Source organism: Marivirga harenae (assembly GCF_030534335.1).
Lineage (GTDB): Bacteria > Bacteroidota > Bacteroidia > Cytophagales > Cyclobacteriaceae > Marivirga > Marivirga harenae.
The window spans coordinates 324,060-344,844 of the sequence record NZ_CP130565.1 but is presented as its reverse complement, the minus strand read 5'-3'; the positions used below and the strand labels follow the sequence as shown (position 1 = coordinate 344,844).

General features: G+C 35.8%; 16 protein-coding genes. 12 read left to right on the top strand and 4 right to left on the bottom strand.

Going from position 1 to position 20,785, the window contains the following annotated elements; all coding sequences use genetic code 11:
- The first annotated feature begins 179 nt into the window (after positions 1 to 179).
- From Q3Y49_RS01525 to Q3Y49_RS01485, 9 genes are all read left to right on the top strand, one after another.
- Positions 180 to 1,073, top strand: coding sequence for a YihY/virulence factor BrkB family protein (locus Q3Y49_RS01525; RefSeq protein WP_303270449.1), 894 nt, complete (start codon positions 180 to 182; stop codon positions 1,071 to 1,073).
- Positions 1,074 to 1,381: 308 nt separating this feature from the next.
- A complete protein-coding gene (locus Q3Y49_RS01520) occupies positions 1,382 to 1,954 on the top strand; it encodes a hypothetical protein (RefSeq protein ID WP_303270448.1) in 573 nt (190 codons plus the stop codon).
- Between the two features lie 182 nt (positions 1,955 to 2,136).
- Positions 2,137 to 2,586, top strand: a complete 450-nt coding sequence (locus tag Q3Y49_RS01515; protein WP_303270447.1) for a KTSC domain-containing protein — start codon at positions 2,137 to 2,139, stop codon at positions 2,584 to 2,586.
- A gap of 79 nt (positions 2,587 to 2,665) precedes the next feature.
- Positions 2,666 to 3,142, top strand: coding sequence for a GNAT family N-acetyltransferase (locus Q3Y49_RS01510; RefSeq protein ID WP_303270446.1), 477 nt, complete (start codon positions 2,666 to 2,668; stop codon positions 3,140 to 3,142).
- A gap of 18 nt (positions 3,143 to 3,160) precedes the next feature.
- Complete coding sequence (locus Q3Y49_RS01505; protein ID WP_303270445.1) at positions 3,161 to 3,919, top strand: YdcF family protein; 759 nt, start codon at positions 3,161 to 3,163, stop codon at positions 3,917 to 3,919.
- 191 nt (positions 3,920 to 4,110) lie between these two features.
- A complete protein-coding gene (locus Q3Y49_RS01500; RefSeq protein WP_303270444.1) occupies positions 4,111 to 4,800 on the top strand; it encodes an alpha/beta fold hydrolase in 690 nt (229 codons plus the stop codon).
- Positions 4,801 to 5,264: 464 nt separating this feature from the next.
- The gene (locus Q3Y49_RS01495) at positions 5,265 to 7,436 is read left to right on the top strand and encodes a TonB-dependent receptor (protein ID WP_303270443.1); all 2,172 of its coding nucleotides are present in this window, start codon (positions 5,265 to 5,267) and stop codon (positions 7,434 to 7,436) included.
- A 189-nt stretch (positions 7,437 to 7,625) separates the two neighbouring features.
- The gene (locus Q3Y49_RS01490) at positions 7,626 to 8,528 is read left to right on the top strand and encodes a hypothetical protein (RefSeq protein ID WP_303270442.1); all 903 of its coding nucleotides are present in this window, start codon (positions 7,626 to 7,628) and stop codon (positions 8,526 to 8,528) included.
- Between the two features lie 10 nt (positions 8,529 to 8,538).
- Positions 8,539 to 9,786, top strand: a complete 1,248-nt coding sequence (locus Q3Y49_RS01485; RefSeq protein WP_303270441.1) for a hypothetical protein — start codon at positions 8,539 to 8,541, stop codon at positions 9,784 to 9,786.
- A 185-nt stretch (positions 9,787 to 9,971) separates the two neighbouring features.
- Here the strand turns inward: Q3Y49_RS01485 and Q3Y49_RS01480 are convergent, their stop codons facing one another.
- Positions 9,972 to 10,298 carry a winged helix-turn-helix transcriptional regulator gene (locus Q3Y49_RS01480; RefSeq protein WP_303270440.1) on the bottom strand — a complete coding sequence of 109 codons (327 nt, stop codon included), beginning with the start codon at positions 10,296 to 10,298 and terminating at the stop codon, positions 9,972 to 9,974.
- An 86-nt stretch (positions 10,299 to 10,384) separates the two neighbouring features.
- On the opposite strand from Q3Y49_RS01480, the gene Q3Y49_RS01475 reads away from it, so the two are divergent.
- The 3 genes from Q3Y49_RS01475 to Q3Y49_RS01465 all read left to right on the top strand — a co-directional run bounded on the left by Q3Y49_RS01475 (position 10,385) and on the right by Q3Y49_RS01465 (position 14,928).
- On the top strand, positions 10,385 to 11,029 hold the full coding sequence (locus Q3Y49_RS01475) for an NAD(P)-dependent oxidoreductase (RefSeq protein ID WP_303270439.1): 645 nt from the start codon (positions 10,385 to 10,387) through the stop codon (positions 11,027 to 11,029).
- A 251-nt stretch (positions 11,030 to 11,280) separates the two neighbouring features.
- Positions 11,281 to 12,159 (top strand): NmrA family NAD(P)-binding protein, encoded by an 879-nt coding sequence (locus Q3Y49_RS01470; protein ID WP_303270438.1) that lies wholly within the window; start codon positions 11,281 to 11,283, stop codon positions 12,157 to 12,159.
- A gap of 213 nt (positions 12,160 to 12,372) precedes the next feature.
- Positions 12,373 to 14,928 carry a phosphoenolpyruvate carboxylase gene (locus tag Q3Y49_RS01465; protein WP_303272085.1) on the top strand — a complete coding sequence of 852 codons (2,556 nt, stop codon included), beginning with the start codon at positions 12,373 to 12,375 and terminating at the stop codon, positions 14,926 to 14,928.
- Positions 14,929 to 15,042: 114 nt separating this feature from the next.
- On the opposite strand, the gene Q3Y49_RS01460 is transcribed toward Q3Y49_RS01465, so the two are convergent.
- The 3 genes from Q3Y49_RS01460 to pruA form a co-directional block, all read right to left on the bottom strand.
- Positions 15,043 to 17,079 (bottom strand): M16 family metallopeptidase, encoded by a 2,037-nt coding sequence (locus tag Q3Y49_RS01460; RefSeq protein ID WP_303270437.1) that lies wholly within the window; start codon positions 17,077 to 17,079, stop codon positions 15,043 to 15,045.
- 27 nt (positions 17,080 to 17,106) lie between these two features.
- Entirely contained in the window at positions 17,107 to 18,435 is a 1,329-nt protein-coding gene (locus Q3Y49_RS01455; RefSeq protein WP_303270436.1) for a M16 family metallopeptidase, read from the bottom strand.
- Between the two features lie 253 nt (positions 18,436 to 18,688).
- Positions 18,689 to 20,317, bottom strand: a complete 1,629-nt coding sequence (pruA, locus tag Q3Y49_RS01450; protein ID WP_303270435.1) for an L-glutamate gamma-semialdehyde dehydrogenase — start codon at positions 20,315 to 20,317, stop codon at positions 18,689 to 18,691.
- Positions 20,318 to 20,785: the final 468 nt, after the last annotated feature.

Sequence of the window (20,785 nt, the reverse complement as noted above, 5' to 3'; positions counted from 1 at the left end):
AGAGATTTGTAACTATTTATGAAAAATTCGGTTTTGGTAATATATTGTAACTGTTTTGATTTCGATATACATTTTCTCTAATGCCATTGTAAAACAGTTAGTTATCTCTTTTTGAGACCCGAAGTTTAATCAATAATAAAGATTAACGTTCAATAAAATTTTTCATTAAATAATTGTAAATGGGTATTAAAAATCTACAGACATTCTGGAAATTAATTAAAGAAACAGCTAAAAAGTGGATATCGAAAGAGCCCTTTAGACAAGGCCCAATTATAGCTTATTATTCTATTTTTGCCCTCCCGGGTTTACTGGTAGTTTCTATAACTATTGCAGGCTACATTTTCGGGGATGAAGTAGTTAGTGGAGAACTGCACCGCCAAATCTCTGATGCCATAGGAGAAAATACAGCAGATTCTGTTCAAGCTTTGCTGAAAAGATCTCTGGAGACGGAAGATTCTACTTTTGCCAGTATTATTGGTTTTGGTACCATCTTGATAGGGGCTACTACTGTTTTTGCACAGTTGCAAAGGTCTTTTAATGAAATCTGGGAAGTGGAAGGCGATAAACAAAAGGCAGGTGTATGGCCGTTCATCAGGACAAGATTATTTTCTTTTGGTGTTATCTTATCAATCGGATTTTTGTTGTTGGTTTTTTTACTCCTTTCCTCTTTATTGTCAGCTTTTGGAACTTGGATAGAACAATATTTCTCCGAGGCCTTACTTTTTATTGTTAAGATTTTAAACGTGCTGGTTTCGCTTGGGGTGATTACTTTACTATTTGCCCTTTTGCTAAAGGTGTTGCCAGACGCAAAAGTGCAATGGCGTACAGTGTGGATTGGGGCATTCATGACCGCATTACTCTTCGTTTTAGGCGAATTTGCTTTGGGATTCTATTTTGGTACAGCTGATCCCGGAGCGGGCTACGGGCCTGCCAGTTCAGTAGTGTTGATTTTGTTATGGACTTCCTATTCTGCAATGATTGTCTTCTTTGGAGCGGAGTTCACTAAAGTGTATTCTGATTATCATTATGGGAAAATGGAGCCTGCGGATCATGCTAAAGCCAAAGACAAATAAAGTAAAACTGGAGATTAACTGATTTATGGATGATCAAAAATGACAGTGGGCTGCTTGTTTTCAATCAGCTTGATTTAGTGATAGATTTCAGGGCAAATCGTTTTCTCAACTTAATTAGGCCCAATGATTTTTCCAGTGCTAAAATGAATAAAATAACTATGTAGTGCTATTATATATATGTTATTTCTATACTTCATTTTGCTAAAGCAAATGAAACATTGCAGTTTTGCACCGCAAGTTGAATACAAAACCCAAAAAGCACATGAAATCTATGATTTCATGTAGCCTTAAGAAATAAGAAAATACGCATGAGTTCAGAAAAATATGCCGTCATATGGAAGCATTTTAATCATAATTCTGAAATAGGGATTCGCTTAAATGCTCAGCAAGATTTCAGTCTGCCTTATTTCCTGACTGAAGAAGAAAAAATGAAATTTGATAATAAAGAACAGGTGAAACTGAATCCTTTTCATTTGGTGATGGGTCTACTGGTTGGCTATTTTGATAAACCGCCCGACATTGATACTGATTTTGCAAAGCAGAGGGCTTCCATCATTATTCAAGAGCACTTGGCTAGTTTCAAAACCACTTCACTTGAAAACCTTATCTTAGACTTATCGAATTTCTTGCGAGACAGCCACGGACAGAAAGTGAGCTTACAATCTTTAATGACAGGTGTAGAGCTGCTGCCCAAAAGCAGTGCCATAAAATATGATGCCTGCATAGATTTGATTAATTGCATAGATGATGATGAATTGGAAGATCGAATAGCTGCCATTCAACGGTTAAAATTGATCCTCAGTAAAATTGATCCTAAAAAAATCAATCAAGAGCTTGTTAACGATTATTTGAAAATGATTCAGATTGCAAATGAATTTTAAAAAATGTTTTTCAGTCTCCCCTAGCAGATGGTTCATCTCTCTTTTTCAATGCGATTGTACATCAAAAAGTACTGTTAATAATGCTGAGATAGAAAACTAGATTCTAGCGCTATATTTTTCATCAACAGCTATTTATGAACTATTATTAACTACCTTTGCGCTCCAATTGAGAAATTACCTATATGAAGCGTATTAACGAATACAAAAAATTATTTAATGTAGAAGGCCCAATCGACCTGAAGCAGTTAAAATCAACCTACAGAAATCTAGTAAAAGAATGGCATCCTGATAAATTTCAGGCTGGAGATCCTAAAGCAGAAGAAGCAGAAATCAAAAGTCAGCAGATTATTGACGGTTATCATTTCCTCATCAGTATATCTCCTGAAACAAAAGAAGCAAATCTAGCAGAATACACCAAAACCACTACTGAATCCAATATTCTAGATTTCAGACACAAAGGCTTACTGCTTGAAGTTTCCTTCTTAGATGGAAGTACTTATGAATATTTTGGAGTGAATAAGAATGTATATCAAAAGCTTTTGAATGCTGATAAACCCTATCGCTTTGCCAAGAGAAATATTTTTAACAGTTTCTTATACCGCAAATCGAAAAAAGCTATGGAGACGGCATAACTCCTTATTTAAATTGAAGATTGCTGATTTATTTACAGCATTCTTTGCGCCTTAGCGACTTTGCGGTTAATTTTAACCTATGAGCGTAACAATAAGAAAAGCAACCGAGAAAGATATCCCGAGAACTTTAGAATTAATCCAAGAGTTGGCAGTTTACGAACGTGAACCTGAGGCTGTTGTAGTAGATGTTGATGAGCTAATCAAAGATGGTTTTGGTGATAACCCAGCTTACGGTCTATTTGTGGCTGAAACTGAAAAAGAAATTGTAGGTATTGCCCTTTATTATTTTCGCTATTCTACTTGGAATGGGAAAGTGATGTACTTGGAAGATTTAGTGGTAACGGAGTCAGAAAGAGGAAATGGCTACGGCAGGAAATTGTTGAATGCTATATTGAAGGAAGCAGACGAACAAAACTGCCGACTTTGTACTTGGCAAGTACTAGACTGGAACGAACCATCGATTGAATTTTATAAAGCAATTGGCGCGGACTTAGATGAAGGATGGATAAACTGTACTGTGAAAAGAGATCAGTATAAAGGGATTTATAAAAGTTAATTGAATTAATTTTTATTGATGTTTTTCATCCTCTCCAAAACTATAAGTTATTTACTGATGCCGGCTACTCTAGTAGGTTTGGCATGGTTGGCATTTTTCATATTTAGGAAATGGAAATTCCGAAAATATTTAGCCATTTTAGGTTTTGCATTATTCCTTATTTTTACTAATGATTTCTTAGCTAACTCTTTTTTAAAAGCTTGGCAAACAGAACCTGCAGATTTGGAGCAGCTGAAAAGTGATGATTTCACTTACGGAGTTCTTTTAACAGGCATGACCAATACCCTGAAAGAACCTAAAGATCGAGTGTATTTCAATCAAAATGCTGATCGTCTTTTGCAATCCATGATGCTGTTTGAGCAAGGAATTATTGATACTTTGTACATTTCCGGTGGAGGTGCCACTGCTTTAAGGAAGGATTTACAAGAATCTAGAGTGTTATTATCCTATTTGAAGTCTGTAAAATTTCCGATTGATAAAGTAATAATTGAGGATGAATCAAGAAACACAGTAGAAAGTGCACGTTTTGCCAATGATTATTTAAGCAAGCAAAACAAAATCCTATTGATCACTAGTGCTTCCCATATGCCAAGAGCGATGGGTTGTTTTGAAAAGGAAGGTTATAAAATTCAGCCCTATTCTACAGTTTTTCTAACTAATGATGAAATGATCAATCCTTCTATGTTCTTACCATCAGATGATGCTCTCTTAAAATGGAATATTTTATTTAAAGAATGGATGGGCTACTCAGCTTATTGGCTGGCGGGGTATTTATAGATTGAAATATCTGGGATGTCCTATCGTGGTTTTTGAGATTGATAATCTCATTCTAGTTTTGATATTGATGGCTAAATAAGTCCAAATAGATGTTTAAATTGTGTTGGTGCAAATTTTTGTAAGATACTAGCTTTTGGTATAACGGTTGTAACTGTTAGAGCGATCAGCGCTATGATTAAAAAAGAATGATTATGCAGAAACAAAACCTAATACTTCTTCACGGTGCTTTGGGTAGCTCAAATTCTTTTGACAGCTTAGTCCCATTTTTATCAAAAGATTTCAATGTCCTTGTACCGGATTTGAAATGGCATGGAAGGCGGTCAACTTTAGATTCTAGTTTCAGTATGGAAAATTTAGTTGAAGATTTTGAAACCATCCTGGAAAAAGAAAATATTCCGTCTGCACATGTATTTGGTTTTAGCATGGGCGGATATGTTGCACTTTCCTTAGCATTGAAAAGGGGGCAGTTCTTCAAGAAAATAATTACCTTAGGCACCAAGTTAGATTGGAAACCCGAGCAAGCAGAAAAAGAGAGCAAAATGCTGAATCCTGAGAAAATTCAAGAGAAAGTCCCGCAATTTGCGCAGCATCTAAAAAATTCACATGGAAAAAATTGGATGAATCTTTGTAAGCAAACAGCTAATATGATGCTCGATTTAGGACATAACCCAATATTGACTACAGAAAATATTGCTGCTATCGATTTGCCTATTCGATTAGCACTTGGAGATCAAGACCACATGGTGAGTTTTGAGGAAACGATAGCTTTTTATAAGTCACTTTCGAAAGGTGAATTTCAGGTTTTTCCCAATTGCCCTCATCCAATTGAAAAAGTAAATCCTAAGTTATTAGCTGATTCGATTCTTCGATTTTTAGAATAAAGTTCAATAATATACAACTGACAATTAGTTCAAGTACTGGTATTTGAAATCCAATCGACTATCTTTGCAGGATGAAGGTGATCACTATTTTCCTATCAATTTTGATCCTAGGTTTATCTGCTGCACCCTGTTGTATAGATGAAGAGATCTGCCATGAGGAAGTTTCCTGTACAGATGATGCTACTCAGTCTTCAGAAAACGATAGTCCGGAGTTACCATGTTTACCTTTCTTTTCCTGTGGTTCTTGTACTGGGTTTAGCTTACTTAATTTAGAATTCTCAAATTTAAGTTCCCAATTCTATGAACAGCCTGACTTTAGTGCTAGCTACTTTCTGGGCGCACCACAAATATATAGCCCCTCTCTTCTAAAACCTCCCAAACAGATTTAGGAATTTTGCATTTAGTTTAACACTTCCTCCATTTGCAGGATGTGCAATAAATTACCATCTTAAATCTCAATTGAAATGTTAAAATATATATTATTATCACTGCTTTTTTTGAGCAGTCAAATTACTTATTCACAAAACTCTTTTAAAGCTGCTATTCTAGATGAAGAGACAGCTGAACCGATAGTAGGGGCCACAGTCTACTTTCCCAATCTTGATAAGGGAAAAATCACGGATGTAAATGGAACTGTCAATTTTACTGACATTCCAGATGGCAAGCATCAACTTCAAATTAGTTATGTAGGCTATGAAACCATCAAAAAGACATATTCATTTCCTATTTCGGATGATTTATTGCCTATAAAAATTTCAATGCATCATGACCATGAAGAAATGGAAGAGGTTACGGTTACCTCTACTAGAAGTAGTAGAACTATAGAAGATATTCCTACTAGAGTGGAGATGATTGCTGGCGAGGAGTTGGCTGAAAAAGGAAATATGAAACCAGGTGATATTAGAATGTTGCTGAATGAAAGTACGGGTATTCAAACCCAACAAACCTCTGCTACCAGCTACAATTCAAGTATTAGAATCCAAGGTTTGGATGGAAAGTACACTCAATTAATGCGTGATGGTATGCCTCTTTATTCTGGTTTTTCGGGTGGCTTAAGTCTCATGCAAATCGCACCGCTTGATTTGAAGCAAGTAGAGGTGATCAAGGGTTCTTCCTCCACTTTATATGGTGGTGGAGCCATTGCAGGATTAGTAAATCTAATCACGAAAAAGCCAAAAGAAGATCGAGAATTAAGTTTCATGTTTAACGGAACTTCAGCACTGGGTTTAGATGCAAGTACTTTCTATTCTAAAAGAAATGACAAAATCGGAACAACAATTTTTGCTTCCTATAATAAAGGAACGGCATACGATCCAGCAGATATTGGACTTACGGCTATTCCTAAATTTGATCGTTTTACTCTAAATCCTCGCTTATTTCTTTATTTCAATGAAGAAACAGAAATGAATGTTGGTGTAAATATCGTGACTGAAGATCGTTTAGGGGGTAATATGGATTACGTAAATGGAGAAAATGTAACCGATGCTTATTACGAAAATAATGAAACCGATAGGATTTCATCCCAGCTAAATTTCACTCATCAAACAGATGGAAATTCCCAAATAGAGGTTAAAAACAGTATTAATTTTTATGATAGAAGTATAGAAGTTCCGGATTTTACATTTTCCGGCAGGCAGATTTCTTCTTTTAGTGAGATCAATTATTCAACTTTTAATGAAGTTTCTGAATGGGTGGCTGGTGCCAATCTTTGGACAGACCAGTTTAATCAATTTGAAGGTTCACCTAATCAGGAGTTAGATTTTGAGAACAACACTGTGGGACTTTTTGCTCAAAATATCTGGAATATGGCAGACCTTTGGACCTTGGAAACAGGTTTCAGAATTGACTACCATAGCGAATACGGATTATTTCCCTTGCCTAAGCTGTCTTTAATGTTTGAGCCTCAACAGGAACTTACTTTAAGACTAGGAGGAGGTTTGGGCTATAAGACTCCTACCGTTTTTTCAGAAGATGCAGAGAAAAGGCAGTTCAGAAATATTCAGCCCATCAATACAAATTTGACTGATGCTGAGCGATCGCTGGGTGCTAATTTCGATATCAATTATAAGAAATCCGTTACAGATGAGCTGACGCTCTCTAGCAATGTCTTGTTTTTCTATACGCAAATTGAAAATCCACTGATGTTGAGAAATATTGGAACTACCTATGAATTTCAACAATTTGATGGCTATATAGATACCAAAGGAGCGGAAGTTAATATGAAATGGTCTTATCATGATTTCAAGCTCTTCCTAGGATATACTTATTCAGATGTAAATACGTATTCCAATGGCGACCAAAGCACCTTCCCCTTAGTAGCTAAGAATAGATTAAATAATGTATTGATGTATGAAAAGCATGGAAATTTTTGGATAGGCTTGGAAGCTTATTATTTCAGCCCTCAACAATTAAATGACGGTGAGATTGGGCAAGCGTATTGGATTACAGGTTTGATGACAGAAAAGACTATCGGAGAATATTTTTCTGTCTTTTTGAATTTCGAGAATTTTTTAGATACACGACAAACGGCATTTGATACGATTTATACTGGAAGTATAGATGATCCGGAATTCCGAGATATTTATGCTCCTGTTGATGGTTTCGTTATCAATGGAGGCTTGAAAATTAAGCTGTAATTTTTTTCACTGTAATTAATAACATAAGTACTTATGATGAGGTGCTTTTTCAATGGTAGTAGTGGATATTTTGAATTGTAAAACTAAGTTTATCAATTTTTATCGATTTCATTATTATTAATTAGTATATGTTTATGGTTAATAAATAAATTTAGCTTATTTCGCAACTGTATTTAACAGTTATTTTATATGAAAAAATTTATTTACCTATCAATTTTACTTGGATTAACCATTTTTACTTCCTGTGAAGAAGCACCACCTATTGAACCAGATGTCAATAACATTACAGTTATTAATGATGTGAAGGATTCTATGAATATTGCTGAACAGTTGGCAATGTTAAATAAGGCAGGCGAGTTCTATAATGTAAACATGAAAATATTAGACGGAACCACTCCAATTGAAGGAGCAGCAGTGAAGCTTACGTCTTCATTAGATGGCGAACTAATTGAACTCACAGAAGTATCGGATGCATCAGGGAATGTTGTTTTTGATGAGGTCTCTGTTGGGGGTAATATTATAGAAGTCCAAAGAGAGGGATATTATTCTGCGTTAGGATTGATTGAATTCAAATTTGAAAGAGGTTACAATTATGAAATTATTGATGATATAGTAGCACCTATCACAAAAAACGAATCTGCAATAATACCTCTTTACAACAAAGGAAATGGAACCAATACAGCTAAGATTAAAGGGAAAGTTAGCATTGAAACGGACTTAACCAATAAAACAGCTGAAGCGGTGAAAAGCCAATTAATAAAAGCGGACTTTTCGGGGAATATTGTGAATGTAAGCGAAGGAATCAGATTTTCTGAATATTCATTAAATGTTGAAGGAGGTCTGGGGGAAGCAGTGACTAATGAGTTTGGAGAATATGAGCTTATAATCCCTACGGGAAATGAAGGAGTCTCTGTAGATTTAATGATTCCTCAATTGCGTTTGAAGCAGAAGCTGGCCTACTTTGATTCAGAGACTGATGAAGCTGTTTTAGATTCTGTTTTGACTACTTTTGGTTATAATGAGCAAGTGAGCAACGTTCCTTTTGTGAGTGGAATCAAAACACTAATTCCGGAGGCCACCAGCACCAGGTAAAGGTTTTCAAGTGAATAATTTTACCAAGGCAGGCCGGGCATTATTTGCAGATGTACAAAATTATTATGATGAAATAGATGTTTCACCGAATAATCAGGAATTTGGTGAGGTTTTGTTTTCTTTTACAGCAGGATCAGGTTATAATGGTACTCCAGAAGTGGTAATAAGTGATCCAACTGGTGAAGGAGCGGAACTAGAAGCGAAAGCAGAATATGCAATACAATCGATCACAATAGACAGCAGTGGCCAATATACTCCTGGAAATTATGTTGATTATTACATCCGAGGCTACTATAATTCCAGTTGTTGTGTAGAATCTTTTGGTATTTATTCAAATGGTTTTGTTGTTGATGAAAGCGGAAAAATTACACAGCAACAATTAGATGAAAGTTTATCTTTTGTTTTTGAAAACAGGAGATGGTTTGGCGATAATTATTATTCGCTTTACAACGAGCAAAAAATCGATAGCATTACAATTACTTTTTCTCAATGGAATATAAATGCTCAGTCGGAAGCTACAGTTAACTTTAATTCAAAAATAACGGGTGTAGAAATTATTGAGCAGGGCCAGAATTATACCAATCCTACTATTAGTTTTGAAGGAGGTAATCCGGACGAAGCAGCTGCGTTTGAAATATTGGAATTTAGAACGCAATGGAACTTTGAATTAGACAACAGTGCAAATTCCTCTCCCTACACTGCTATACCAACTGTTATATTTGAGTACTTAAAAAATGATGTATATAATACAAGTAGTCGAATTGAATCAGAAGGTCAAGGCTATTTGACGGTTTCTGATATAATTGAATCGAATAATGGAGAAATTGCGTTTTCTGATAATAAGAACTATCGAACTCAATTTTATTCCGTTGCAACACCAGTGGCATATGTTACCGAACCTGTTCATGAAAAAGTGAATATAGACTTTATTGTTGATGATGGTACTATTGCAAGTAATTACTACGGCTACAATATAGGGAATGGCTATAGGGAGAAATTTTCCATAGAGATCGTCCCACAATTTGCGGAACTTCCAGGAGAAGGTGCTAATGTTCAAATTATTGGAGGGACTCAAAAAGGGGATGAATACCAATGGAGTGGAAATTTGATTCTTAACAATACTGGAGAAGGGTATCTGGAAAATGTTAACCGTGTCGGTCCAAGAAACTTTTCACTCTCTTATAATAGCAATGACCTATTTTTAAACTCCCAGGATGAGATTATTCTGGATATCGATTATGGTACTGGAAGACATTAATCAAATTACTACATGATTTACAAAAGGAGCCTCGGTGGCTCCTTTTTTTATTTTGTAGCAGAGTCAATAAAGGGAAGACCATTCCAGACAAAAGGATACTAGATTCGACTTCTTCTGCAAAACAGTTTGCAGATACCTCATCACATATTGTAATTGAAAATAAAAGTAACAGTAACAGAATATCCCTACTGGGCTAAATATTGTTCAGCAAATTCTTTCATATGCCCAATTAAGGGTAAAGCTAATTTACCTTTATCACTTAGTTTATACTCTACTTTGGGCGGGACTTCTCCATAATTGGTTCGAATTACTAATTCACTGTCCACTAAATTCTTCAATTCTTGAATCAGCATTTTTTCACTGATGTCAGGGATGTCTCGCTTCAATTTTGATAAACGCTTGGGTTCAGTAGCCAATTGAATAATAATTAAGAGCTTCCATTTCCCACCTACCAATTCTAGTGTTGTTCGAATCGGACATCTTGGTGTAACCTTAATCAAATCATTTTCCATACTTACAAAAAGGTGTGTATATGTAGTGGGAACAAGTACAAAATTAATAGGTATAATAGCAAGTAACTAAGACAAAAAAGTAAGTCATGAAGAAATTAGCAGTATTCGGAGCAAGTGGAAAGACAGGAGCACAATTTGTAAATCAAGCGCTGAAAGAAGGTTATTCAATAAAGGCGTTAGCTAGAAACCCTGGTAAGATCCAAGATCAATCTGCAAACTTAGAAGTCATTAAAGGAGATGTATTAAATGCTGAAGATGTAGCGAAAACCCTGTCTGGTACTGATATGGTCGTCAGTTTGTTTGGTCATGTGAAAGGATCGCCCGATGGTTTACAAACGCAAGGCACCAAAAATATCATAGGAGCTATGAAGGAATCGGGAATCAATCAAATCATTTCTTTGTCAGGAGGTGGGCTGCCTTTTCCTGAAAAAGATCAACCTAAATTTCCTGATAAAATGATTCGATTCATCATGAAAATTGCGGTACCTAAAATCTTAAATGATGCCAAAGACCATGCAGAATTATTGAAAAAAAGTGATAGAGACTGGATTATTGTACGAGGTCCAAGGTTGACTGATGATACTAAAAAGGAAGATTATAGAATCGGCTGGGTAGGGGTAGATGCTAGCACGAAAATTGGCAGAGCGGATTTGGCTGATTTTATTCTGCAGCTTTGTAAAGAAAAAGAATTTGAGAAATATGGCAAGCAAATGCCGTTTGTTAGTTATTGAAACTACTTACAAAAATTAAGCAACAGTATAAAAAAATGATTTTGGGCGATAGCTACTATGGATTATTCTGGTTTAATTTTAATAAGTTTTTACAGGAAAGCGAACGAAAATATTTCAATGATTTATTGTAATAGAAGTAATAGGATTTTCATCATAATTTTGACCAATTCAATTGATGATTTTTCTTAAATATACGTAAGCATTATAAGGGGATAAACGTCCAAAGTTTTTAAATATAGCAATTGGAAATTATGAGGATATTAATTACTGGTGCAACTGGAAATATTGGCAAAGCTACTATCGATGCTTTGTTAAGTCTCAAGATCGATGCTGAAGTTGTAGCTGGATTGAGGGATATTAAGAATGATGTCATGGCTTTTGAAAAACCCGAGTTCCTTGAATTTCAAGAATTTGATTTTGAAAAAGTTGATCAATTCAATAAATATCTTGAGGGTATTGATACTTTATTTTTGTTAAGGCCACCGCAAATATCGGACACTAAGAAGTATTTTCAACCCTTAATTGCTGAAGCAATCAAGTTGGGCTTAGAACATATCGTTTTTCTTTCGGTTCAAGGTGCTGATAAAAATAGCATCATTCCTCATTATAAAATCGAAAAAATGATAATGGATTCAGGGATTCCCTATACATTTCTGAGACCAGCTTATTTTATGCAAAATTTCACTACCACTTTAAGAAAAGACATAATTGAAAAGTCGGAGGTTTTTTTACCTGCTGGAAATGCAAAATTTACTGTGGTAGATGCAAAAGATATTGGCTTAGTGGCAGCTAAAATATTACTAAGCTCCGAAGATCATCAAAATGAAGCTTACGATTTGACAAATAACGAAAAGCTGACCTTTGGGGAAATGGTTCATCAAATCAACGAAATTACTGGCCAGAGCATCACCTTTAAGTCTCCGAATTTGGTCTCCTTCTTTATCAGAAAGAGTAAAGAGGGTGTACCTACCATGTTGATTTTAGTAATGATAATGTTACATTACTTCCCAAGATTCCAAGCTACTCCTGATACCAGTGATTCAGTTTTGAGAATTACAGGAAATGAGCCAGGAAGCTTTAAAAGGTTTGTTGTGCGGGAGCAAGAATTGCTAAGTCAAATTACTAAGTGAAAAAGGACCAGTAGTATTACTTCTTGAGTTTTAATTACATCAAAATACTATTTCTAGCTTCTGAAGAGCACTTTTCCTTGATTTTGATTCTGAATAGGGAGGGGAATTTTGATCTATTGTAAAAAAGACGGTCCATTTTTAAGTGTATTAAGTTAGTATTTTCGTAAATTTAAAATATAAACCTTCTAAAATCACCCTATAAAATTTGAAATGATGAAAAAAGTCAATTATCAGGATGAAGTGGCAACTAGATATACAGCATATAATAGTCTTTTTTTAGATTTGCCTTATGACCATATATACAGGACAGGGACACTTTTGCCCATACTTGAGCAGTTAAGCCAACAAGGTTTTAAGAACGGAAAAGAACCAATAGAGATAATTGATCAATTTAAGAGGGAAATTTTAGGAGATAAAGATGAAAAAGAGCTTCATCAGTTACTGTTTCAATTAATTCAGTATGTAGAAAGGCAGGTTTTACTTTTTGACTCTATTGAAGATGCTGCTTTTGAAAAGATATTTAATGTAGAAGGGAAAGGTTCCATAAAAGAGCTCATTGGAAGGGTCAGACATGCGAACAAACTGAAGGAGCTAAAGGAAAAATTAGAGACTTTTTCAGTTCGAATTGTGCTAACTGCCCACCCCACTCAGTTTTATCCTGGCAATGTTTTGGCGATCAATACTGATCTCGAAAACGCCATCAGAAAGAATGATCTAGCTTCTATTAATTCCTTGATGTTGCAGTTAGGAAAAACCCCTTTTATTAACAAAGTAAAACCAAGTCCTTACGATGAGGCAGTTAGTCTGTGCTGGTATTTAGAAAATGTATTTTATAAAAGTATACCCTCAATTCTGTATGATTTGGTTGAAGAATTAGATGAGCATTGGGAAGATTGGATAAATCCTGATTTACTAACCGTTGGTTTTTGGCCAGGAGGGGACAGAGATGGTAATCCATTTGTCACTCATGATATTACTGTTAAAGTAGCAGATAGGCTGAGAGAAACTATTTTGAAATGCTACTACAGAGATCTACGTGCCATAAGACGAAGACTAACTTTTAAAGGGGTGGAGGATAAAATCCTACAAGCAGAGCAAAAAGTTTATGATTCTCTTTATGGAAATAAGTCAAAGGGATTTAATAATCCGGAAGAATTAATCCGGATGTTGAAAGAAGCGCTCAAAAACCTGAAGGCTGAACATAACGGAATATTTTCTGAGCTTTTAGAGAAATTCATTTTAAAGGTGAGAATATTTGGCTTCCATTTTTCCATCATGGATATCCGGCAGGATAGCCGCAAACATGATGCTTTGTGGGAAGATATTTTGGAGCATCAAGATGATAAAAATATTGCTGCTCAATATGAAAAAATGCCAGAGCAAGACAAAATTAATCATCTACTTGGCGTTGAAAAACTACCAAGTGACAATAGTATTTACGATGCTTTTCACCAAGAAATGCTAAAAAGCTTTGATGCATTGGAAGAGATTAAGAAAAGAAATGGAAACAGAGCTTGTCATCGATACATAATCAGTAATTGTCAGTCAGCTCTGCATGTAATGGAGGTTTTCCAGTTAGCAAGGATTAAATTAAGTGCTAGTGCTTATGAGTCACTAGATATAGTTCCGCTATTTGAAACCATTGATGATTTAGCTAATGCCTCAGACATTATGAAGCAGTTGTATGAAATACCATTTTATAGAAAGCACATTAAGAGCAGAGGAGATAAGCAGACGATCATGGTAGGCTTCTCTGATGGTACTAAAGATGGTGGTTATTTACGAGCTAATTGGTCAATTTTTCAGGCTAAGGAAGCACTTACGGAAATTTCAAGAGAATATGGTATTAAAGTAATTTTCTTTGATGGGAGAGGAGGTCCTCCTGCAAGAGGTGGCGGGAATATGCATGATTTTTATGCTTCCCTAGGCCCTAAAATAGAAGATGAGGAAGTTCAAGTGACTATCCAAGGTCAAACCATCAGTTCTAATTATGGGAAAGTAGGATCTTGTCGTTATAATATGGAGCAGTTGCTATCAGCAGGATTGGAAAATCATTTGTTTGCCGATGATAATAGAGTGCTTGCTGAAAAGGAACGAGCCTTATTAGATCAGTTGGCAGAAACTGCTTACCAACTCTATAAGGACTTTAAAAGTCACGAGAAATTCACAAGCTATTTAGGTAATGTAACCCCACTAAAATACTTTGGTGATACCAATATCGGAAGTAGACCTACGAGTAGAGGAAAAAAAGGTGAATTGAAATTTGAAGATCTTAGAGCTATCCCGTTTGTTGGTGCATGGGCTCAAATGAAACAAAACATCCCTGGATTTTACGGAGTAGGCACTGCACTTAGCACGCTCAAGCAGAAAGGGAAAGCAAAGGATATCAAACAATTATATTCTGACTCTCTATTTTTTAGAACCCTATTGGGCAACTCCATGCAGTCCATCGCAAAATCTTTTTACCCTGCTACGGCTTATCTAGGTAAGGATAAAGAATATGGAGAATTCTGGCAGTTAATGAAAAAGGAATTCGACCTGAGTAAGGAGGAGTTGGATGAAATCAGTGGTAAAAAAGGACTATTGCATGAAGCTCCTGTATCCCAAGCATCAATAGCTATTAGAGAGAGAATAGTGTTACCTTTGATTACAATTCAGCAGTATGCAATTCAAAAGTTAAGGGAAGGTGTGGAAAATGAAGATATCTATAAAAAATTGATTCTGAGAAGTATGTTTGGGATTGTGAATGCAGCAAGAAATGCAGCATAAAATGTGAAACTTTGCAGACTTGCAATTGACGAAGATAAACCAATGAGTTCTGAAAAAAAAAGCCCGAATAAATCATTCCTTTATTCGAGCTTTTTTAAAAACTTATTATTTTAATTACTGAAAAGTATCCTCTTTAATCTCGATATTTAATTCAGCTGACTGCAAATCAGCATTCATTTGGAAGCCTTGATTAATAGCTCTTTTTTCAGGAATCATAATTCCATCTACCTCTTTATAGCTTTTAATTTCCTCAGAAGCCTGAGCTGAAGAAGTTTTTACTTTTAACCCTGATTCAGCATCGAAATAGGAAGTACTTGTTTGACCTGAAGGCATAGTAACAGCCACGCCATAAGCAGGCTTTCCGTTTATTTCTTCTACATTTTTTAGTTCAAGCGTAGCACCCATTTCAGAATAGTGTAGTTCTGGGAAAATCTTTGCTCCTGCTTTTACTCCTGCCTTAGCTTGCTCTGGTAAAGGAACTTCTTGACCTTGTTGAAATACCTTTACGCCTTCATCATTTACCAAAACTTTGCTGAGAACCATTGGGCCCATTGCAACTTCTTGCTTATAATTACTATTATCTTTTACTTCGTTAATGCTAATGTTTTGACCTTGAACACTTGCATTATAAGAAGTTTTCATTGACTTAACAGCCTCTAATTTCGCTTTGCCACCTAGGGCTTCAAAATACTTTTCCAATACTTTTTCAGCTGTTAGATCAGCAGGCATAGCGCTTTTATCATTCGGATCATATTCTTCTCCTTTTCGATTGTAATATTTCAGCTCACCAAATCGGGATAAGCTTTTTGCTACATCTTCTCCTTTACCCACTACCAAAATATTGGCATTATTTGGTAAAATGTATTTTTGTGCTGCTGCTTTAACGTCTTCTAAAGTTACCGCCTCAAGATTTTTCAAATAATTCGCATAATAGTCTTTTGGCAAATTATATCGAGCAGTATTGATAGCAAATGATGCCACTGTTTGTGGACTTTCCAACGATCGAGCAAAACTACCTGCAATAGAAGCTTTGGCAGCATCTAGCTCTTCTTGGGTAACACCTTCTTCATTTATTTTCGTTAACTCAGCCATAAATTCGTTTACAGCACTATCAGTTACCTCATTCCGAACGCTTGCACTTGCAGTAAAACTACCAACAAATTCATCTGCGCTTAAAGAAGATCTTGCTCCATAAGTAAAGGCCTTGTCCTCTCTTAAATTTTGCATTAATCTTGAAGAGAAGCCACCGCCTAGGATTTGATTTAAAACTCTAGCAACAATAACATCCTCGTCACCAATTGTTAATTCAACAGGGTAGGTTACATTTACTACAGACTGAACAGAAGCTTCTCTGTCCACAAGAGCAACTAAAGTTTCTTCCGGAGGACTAGGGATTTCGTATTCAGCAGTCGGAACATTACCTTTCTCCCATTTCTCAAAATTCTTCTTGATTAGCTTCTTGGCTTCTTTAGGAGTAATATCTCCGACAATCGCCAAATAACCTATGTTAGGTCTGAAATAACTGTCATAATAGGCCTTAATTTCCGCTAAAGTTATATTCTCTACTGACTCTTCAGTTTCAAACTCTCCATATGGATGATTATCACCATAAACCAATTTTCCTCTTACATTTGAAGCGATTGCGTTAGGATCATCTTTGGAAGCCGCTAAGCCGGATAAAGTCTGCTTTTTTAATTTATCCAATTCGTCCTCAGGGAATGCTGGGTTGAACAATACATCTGTCATTAACTCCATCAATTTATCTTGATGTTTAGTTAGTGAGGTTGCAAACATTCCAGTTGAATAAGTATTGATGTTAGCTCCTATGAAGTCAATATCTTGATCTAATTCTGCTTTAGTACGATTCTCAGTTCCTTTCATCAACATTTGACCTGCCATGCTCACGTAGCCAGCTTTATCTCCTTCCAATACGGGATCTCTATCAAAAGTTAAAGAAAATGCCACTCTTGGCAATTTGTGATTTTCCACCACAAATACTTTTAAACCATTTTTCAAAGTGAAAGTAGTAGGCTCACCTATATTAATTTCCTTTGCCGGTGTAGGTTCCGGAGCAGTTGTTCTGTCCACTTGGGCAAATGCAAAACTTGCCATCAGAGCGAAAACGAAACTTAAATATATCTTTTTAACCATTTTTCTAAAATTATTTCGTGAATCGAATTATTGATTTTGTTGAGATTTTGGTAAGTAATAAAGTACTACTCTATTATCTTCAGTGAGATACTCTTGAGCTACTCTTCTAATATCTTCTTTAGTAACTTTCATATATCGATCTATCTCTTTATTGATTAAGTCAGCATCGCCATAATAAACATGATAGTTTGCTAAACTCTCTGCAATTCCGGCCATGGTACTGTTACCAGAAATAAAATCATTTTCCTTTTGGTTTCTGATTTTTTCAAATTCTTGGTCAGAAATAAGTTCCTCTTGTACTTTTTGGATTTCTGCATCCATTGCATTTTCCAATTCTTTCAAATCACCACCTATTGTAGGTAATCCGAAAAGGAGATACAATCCGGGATCTTCGGATGAAAATGGGATAGCGGCAACTTGTAGTGCTTTTTGTTGTTCATCAACCAAAGACTTGTACATTCTGGCTGATTGACCACCGGAAAGTGCCGTGCTCAACATTTCCAACGCATATGAATCTTCGGTGCCTTGTGCTGGCATATGGTATGCTTGAATTACAGCAGGCAATTGAATGTTGTCATAAATAGTATCTCGAACTTCTACTTTTTGTTCCGGCTCCACTATGTCTGGTCTTGGTATTTCTTTTCCACCTTTTTCAATAGGACCAAAATAGTCTTTCACTAATTTTTTGGCCTCATCAATTTCAATATCTCCAGCTATAGATAAAGTCGCATTCTCAGGAACATAGAAAGTTTCGTAAAATTCTACAAACTCATCCAAAGACGCAGCATTTAAATGCTCCAAAGAGCCGATTGGCGTCCATCTATAAGGATGCTCAGTATATGCTCTTTTCATGATTTCAGGTAAGATAGTCCCATAAGGCTGGTTGTCATACCTTTGTCTCTTCTCTTCTTTTACAACTTCGCGTTGTGTTTCCACACCTATATCTTGTATTTGCGCGTGCATTAATCTTTCAGATTCTAACCATAAACCTAGTTTTAATTGATTTGATGGTAAGATTTCATAATAGTAAGTTCTGTCATTTGACGTATTGGCATTGTTAACACCACCAGCATTGGTGATATATTTGTCAAATTGACCTCTTTCAATATTTTTTGACCCTTCAAATAATAAGTGCTCAAAGAAGTGAGCAAAACCTGTTCTTTCAGGGTTTTCATTTTTGGAACCTACATGGTACATTACTGAAACTACCACTATTGGAGTGGAATTATCTTGATGTAAAATCACATGCATTCCATTGTCTAAATCGAATTCAGTAAACTCGATTTCCTTTTTTTGCGCCATTGAGCCGTAGGCCATCAATAAACACAAAGACCCGATCATAAGTCTTTTCATCATAAGTCGATTGTTTTAGATTGAATTATTTTTTAATTTAATTGCGAATATAATACAAATATTACATCTAATTGTTCTGCCTATTGTTAAATTTCTAAGCCCTTTTTTGTAGTAAGTTGAGGAGGTTATCCAGTTTCCCATCTTGCTTGGTATTTTCAATGGTTTCTATGAAGTAAGTGTTGAAATCTTCAGGATTTAGAATAAAAAAAAGCCTTCGAAATCACTTCCGAAGGCTTTAAATCTTGATTTTCTCCGATTATTCTCCCATGAAAGGATATTTGTAATCGGTAGGAGTGACAAATGTTTCTTTTACCATTCTCGCAGAGCACCAACGCAGTAAGTTCAGTTTTGAACCTGCTTTATCATTAGTACCTGATTTTCTAGCACCTCCAAATGGATTTTGATTTACCACTGCGCCCGTTGGTTTATCGTTTATATAGAAATTACCAGCAGCTTGGCTTAAGCGTTTTGTCGCTCTTTCTATGATATACCGGTCATTACTGAAAATCGCGCCTGTCAATGCGTAAGGAGAAGTCTCATCAACTAGAGTTAATGTTTCTTCAAAATTTTCCGCATCGTACACATAGATTGTTACTACTGGGCCGAAAATTTCTTCTTGCATAGTTACAAACTGAGGGTCTTTAGTAACGATGACAGTGGGTTGAATAAAGTACCCTTTAGAATCATCACATTCTCCACCTGCAATTACTTCTGCAACATTGCTTTCTTTTGCTGTTTCAATATATCCTTTGATTTTATCAAACGCCTTTCTGTCAATTACTGCATTGAAGAAGTTTTCAAAGTCTTCAGGGCCACCCATCTTGATATCTTTGATATCAGCAACCAAGTTTTCTTTTACTTCATCCCAAATATTGTTGGCAACATAGACTCTTGAAGCAGCAGAACATTTCTGCCCTTGGAATTCAAATGCTCCTCTTGTTATGGCAGTCGCTACTTGTTTGGCATCAGCTGTTTTATGTGCTAAGATGAAATCCTTACCACCAGTTTCGCCTACTATTCTTGGGTATGATTTGTAGGTTTCAATGTTTTCCCCTATAGTTTTCCAGATATTTTGGAATACGCCAGTACTTCCTGTGAAGTGAATTCCAGCGAAGTCAGGATGCTTGAAAATCTTTTCTCCGGTAGTAGGGCCGTCTACATAAATTAAGTTGATGACACCATCTGGTACACCAGCTTCTCGGAAAATTTCCATTACTACATTAGCAGAATAGATTTGAGAATAAGCGGGTTTCCATACTACAGTATTCCCCATAAGTGCTGCACTCGAAGGTAGATTACCCGCAATTGCCGTAAAGTTGAATGGAGTTAATGCAAACACAAATCCTTCTAAAGGTCTGTATTCCATTTTATTCCAAACGCCATCAGGTGAAAAAGGCTGTTCTTCATATATTTCGGTCATGTACTTCACATTGAACCTTAAGAAATCAGCCAGTTCACATGCCGAATCTATTTCAGCTTGGTAAGCATTTTTTGACTGTGCCAACATGGTAGCAGCATTAATTTTATCTCGGTAAGGGCCTGATATCAAATCAGCGGCCTTTAAGAAAACTGACGCTCTTTGTTGCCACGGTAAATCCGCCCAATCTTGCTTGGCAGCTAAAGCAGCTTTGATTGCTTGCTCAACATGACTGCCATCACCTTCATGGAACTGTCCTAATTTATGCTGATGATCATGAGGAGGATTCAGAGGATGTGTTTTTCCAGTTCTTACCTCTTCAGCACCAATATACATTGGAACGTCTACTTCTTGAGCTCTCAATTCTTTGATTTTGGCTTGTAAAGAAGCTCTTTGGGGAGTTCCAGGTGCATAACTGTTTACCGGTTCGTTCTTCGGAATAGGTACCTTATAAATTGCTGTTGGCATATTTGTAATATTTAAACTGTAAAAATTAAAAAGCTAAAATTAGGTAAATATTTCAGTTTGACTTACCAATTGCTATGAAATTTTAGCTTGTATTCTCCCTTACGTTTTTAAAATATTTTGTTTAGATAGAAAGCATTTTTCTGATACAGTATTTTGTGTATTTAGTGAGTTAGAATGTTGATTTTTAGCTTGTTGGTTTTAGAAGTGATTAGTCATTGACTAACTGGTGATAATAAAAGCTGATAGAACTTTCTTTTCTTTCAGTGACTTAGTTCTTGGAAACCTTAGAATTTTATCATTTCATATAAGCAAGAATTCGATATTGAAATTATGCTTAAATAAGTTTAGAGCAACATTTTGGATTTTTTAAAAGAATAATAAAAATCATTCATATCCTAAATATAGCAGAATACAGTGTAAAACGGATAGATTAGGGTTTTGGCCCGTCCTAAAGTGGGTTTCCCTTTT

Excerpts from the sequence above, each read along its gene's own strand:
- Q3Y49_RS01525 (WP_303270449.1), top strand. The coding sequence starts at position 180 with ATGGGTATTAAAAATCTACAGACATTCTGGAAATTAATTAAAGAAACA.
- Q3Y49_RS01520 (WP_303270448.1), top strand. The coding sequence starts at position 1,382 with ATGAGTTCAGAAAAATATGCCGTCATATGGAAGCATTTTAATCATAAT.
- Q3Y49_RS01515 (WP_303270447.1), top strand. The coding sequence starts at position 2,137 with ATGAAGCGTATTAACGAATACAAAAAATTATTTAATGTAGAAGGCCCA.
- Q3Y49_RS01510 (WP_303270446.1), top strand. The coding sequence starts at position 2,666 with ATGAGCGTAACAATAAGAAAAGCAACCGAGAAAGATATCCCGAGAACT.
- Q3Y49_RS01505 (WP_303270445.1), top strand. The coding sequence starts at position 3,161 with ATGTTTTTCATCCTCTCCAAAACTATAAGTTATTTACTGATGCCGGCT.
- Q3Y49_RS01500 (WP_303270444.1), top strand. The coding sequence starts at position 4,111 with ATGCAGAAACAAAACCTAATACTTCTTCACGGTGCTTTGGGTAGCTCA.
- Q3Y49_RS01495 (WP_303270443.1), top strand. The coding sequence starts at position 5,265 with ATGTTAAAATATATATTATTATCACTGCTTTTTTTGAGCAGTCAAATT.
- Q3Y49_RS01490 (WP_303270442.1), top strand. The coding sequence starts at position 7,626 with ATGAAAAAATTTATTTACCTATCAATTTTACTTGGATTAACCATTTTT.
- Q3Y49_RS01480 (WP_303270440.1), bottom strand. The coding sequence starts at position 10,298 with ATGGAAAATGATTTGATTAAGGTTACACCAAGATGTCCGATTCGAACA.
- Q3Y49_RS01475 (WP_303270439.1), top strand. The coding sequence starts at position 10,385 with ATGAAGAAATTAGCAGTATTCGGAGCAAGTGGAAAGACAGGAGCACAA.
- Q3Y49_RS01470 (WP_303270438.1), top strand. The coding sequence starts at position 11,281 with ATGAGGATATTAATTACTGGTGCAACTGGAAATATTGGCAAAGCTACT.
- Q3Y49_RS01465 (WP_303272085.1), top strand. The coding sequence starts at position 12,373 with ATGAAAAAAGTCAATTATCAGGATGAAGTGGCAACTAGATATACAGCA.
- Q3Y49_RS01460 (WP_303270437.1), bottom strand. The coding sequence starts at position 17,079 with ATGGTTAAAAAGATATATTTAAGTTTCGTTTTCGCTCTGATGGCAAGT.
- Q3Y49_RS01455 (WP_303270436.1), bottom strand. The coding sequence starts at position 18,435 with ATGATGAAAAGACTTATGATCGGGTCTTTGTGTTTATTGATGGCCTAC.
- pruA (WP_303270435.1), bottom strand. The coding sequence starts at position 20,317 with ATGCCAACAGCAATTTATAAGGTACCTATTCCGAAGAACGAACCGGTA.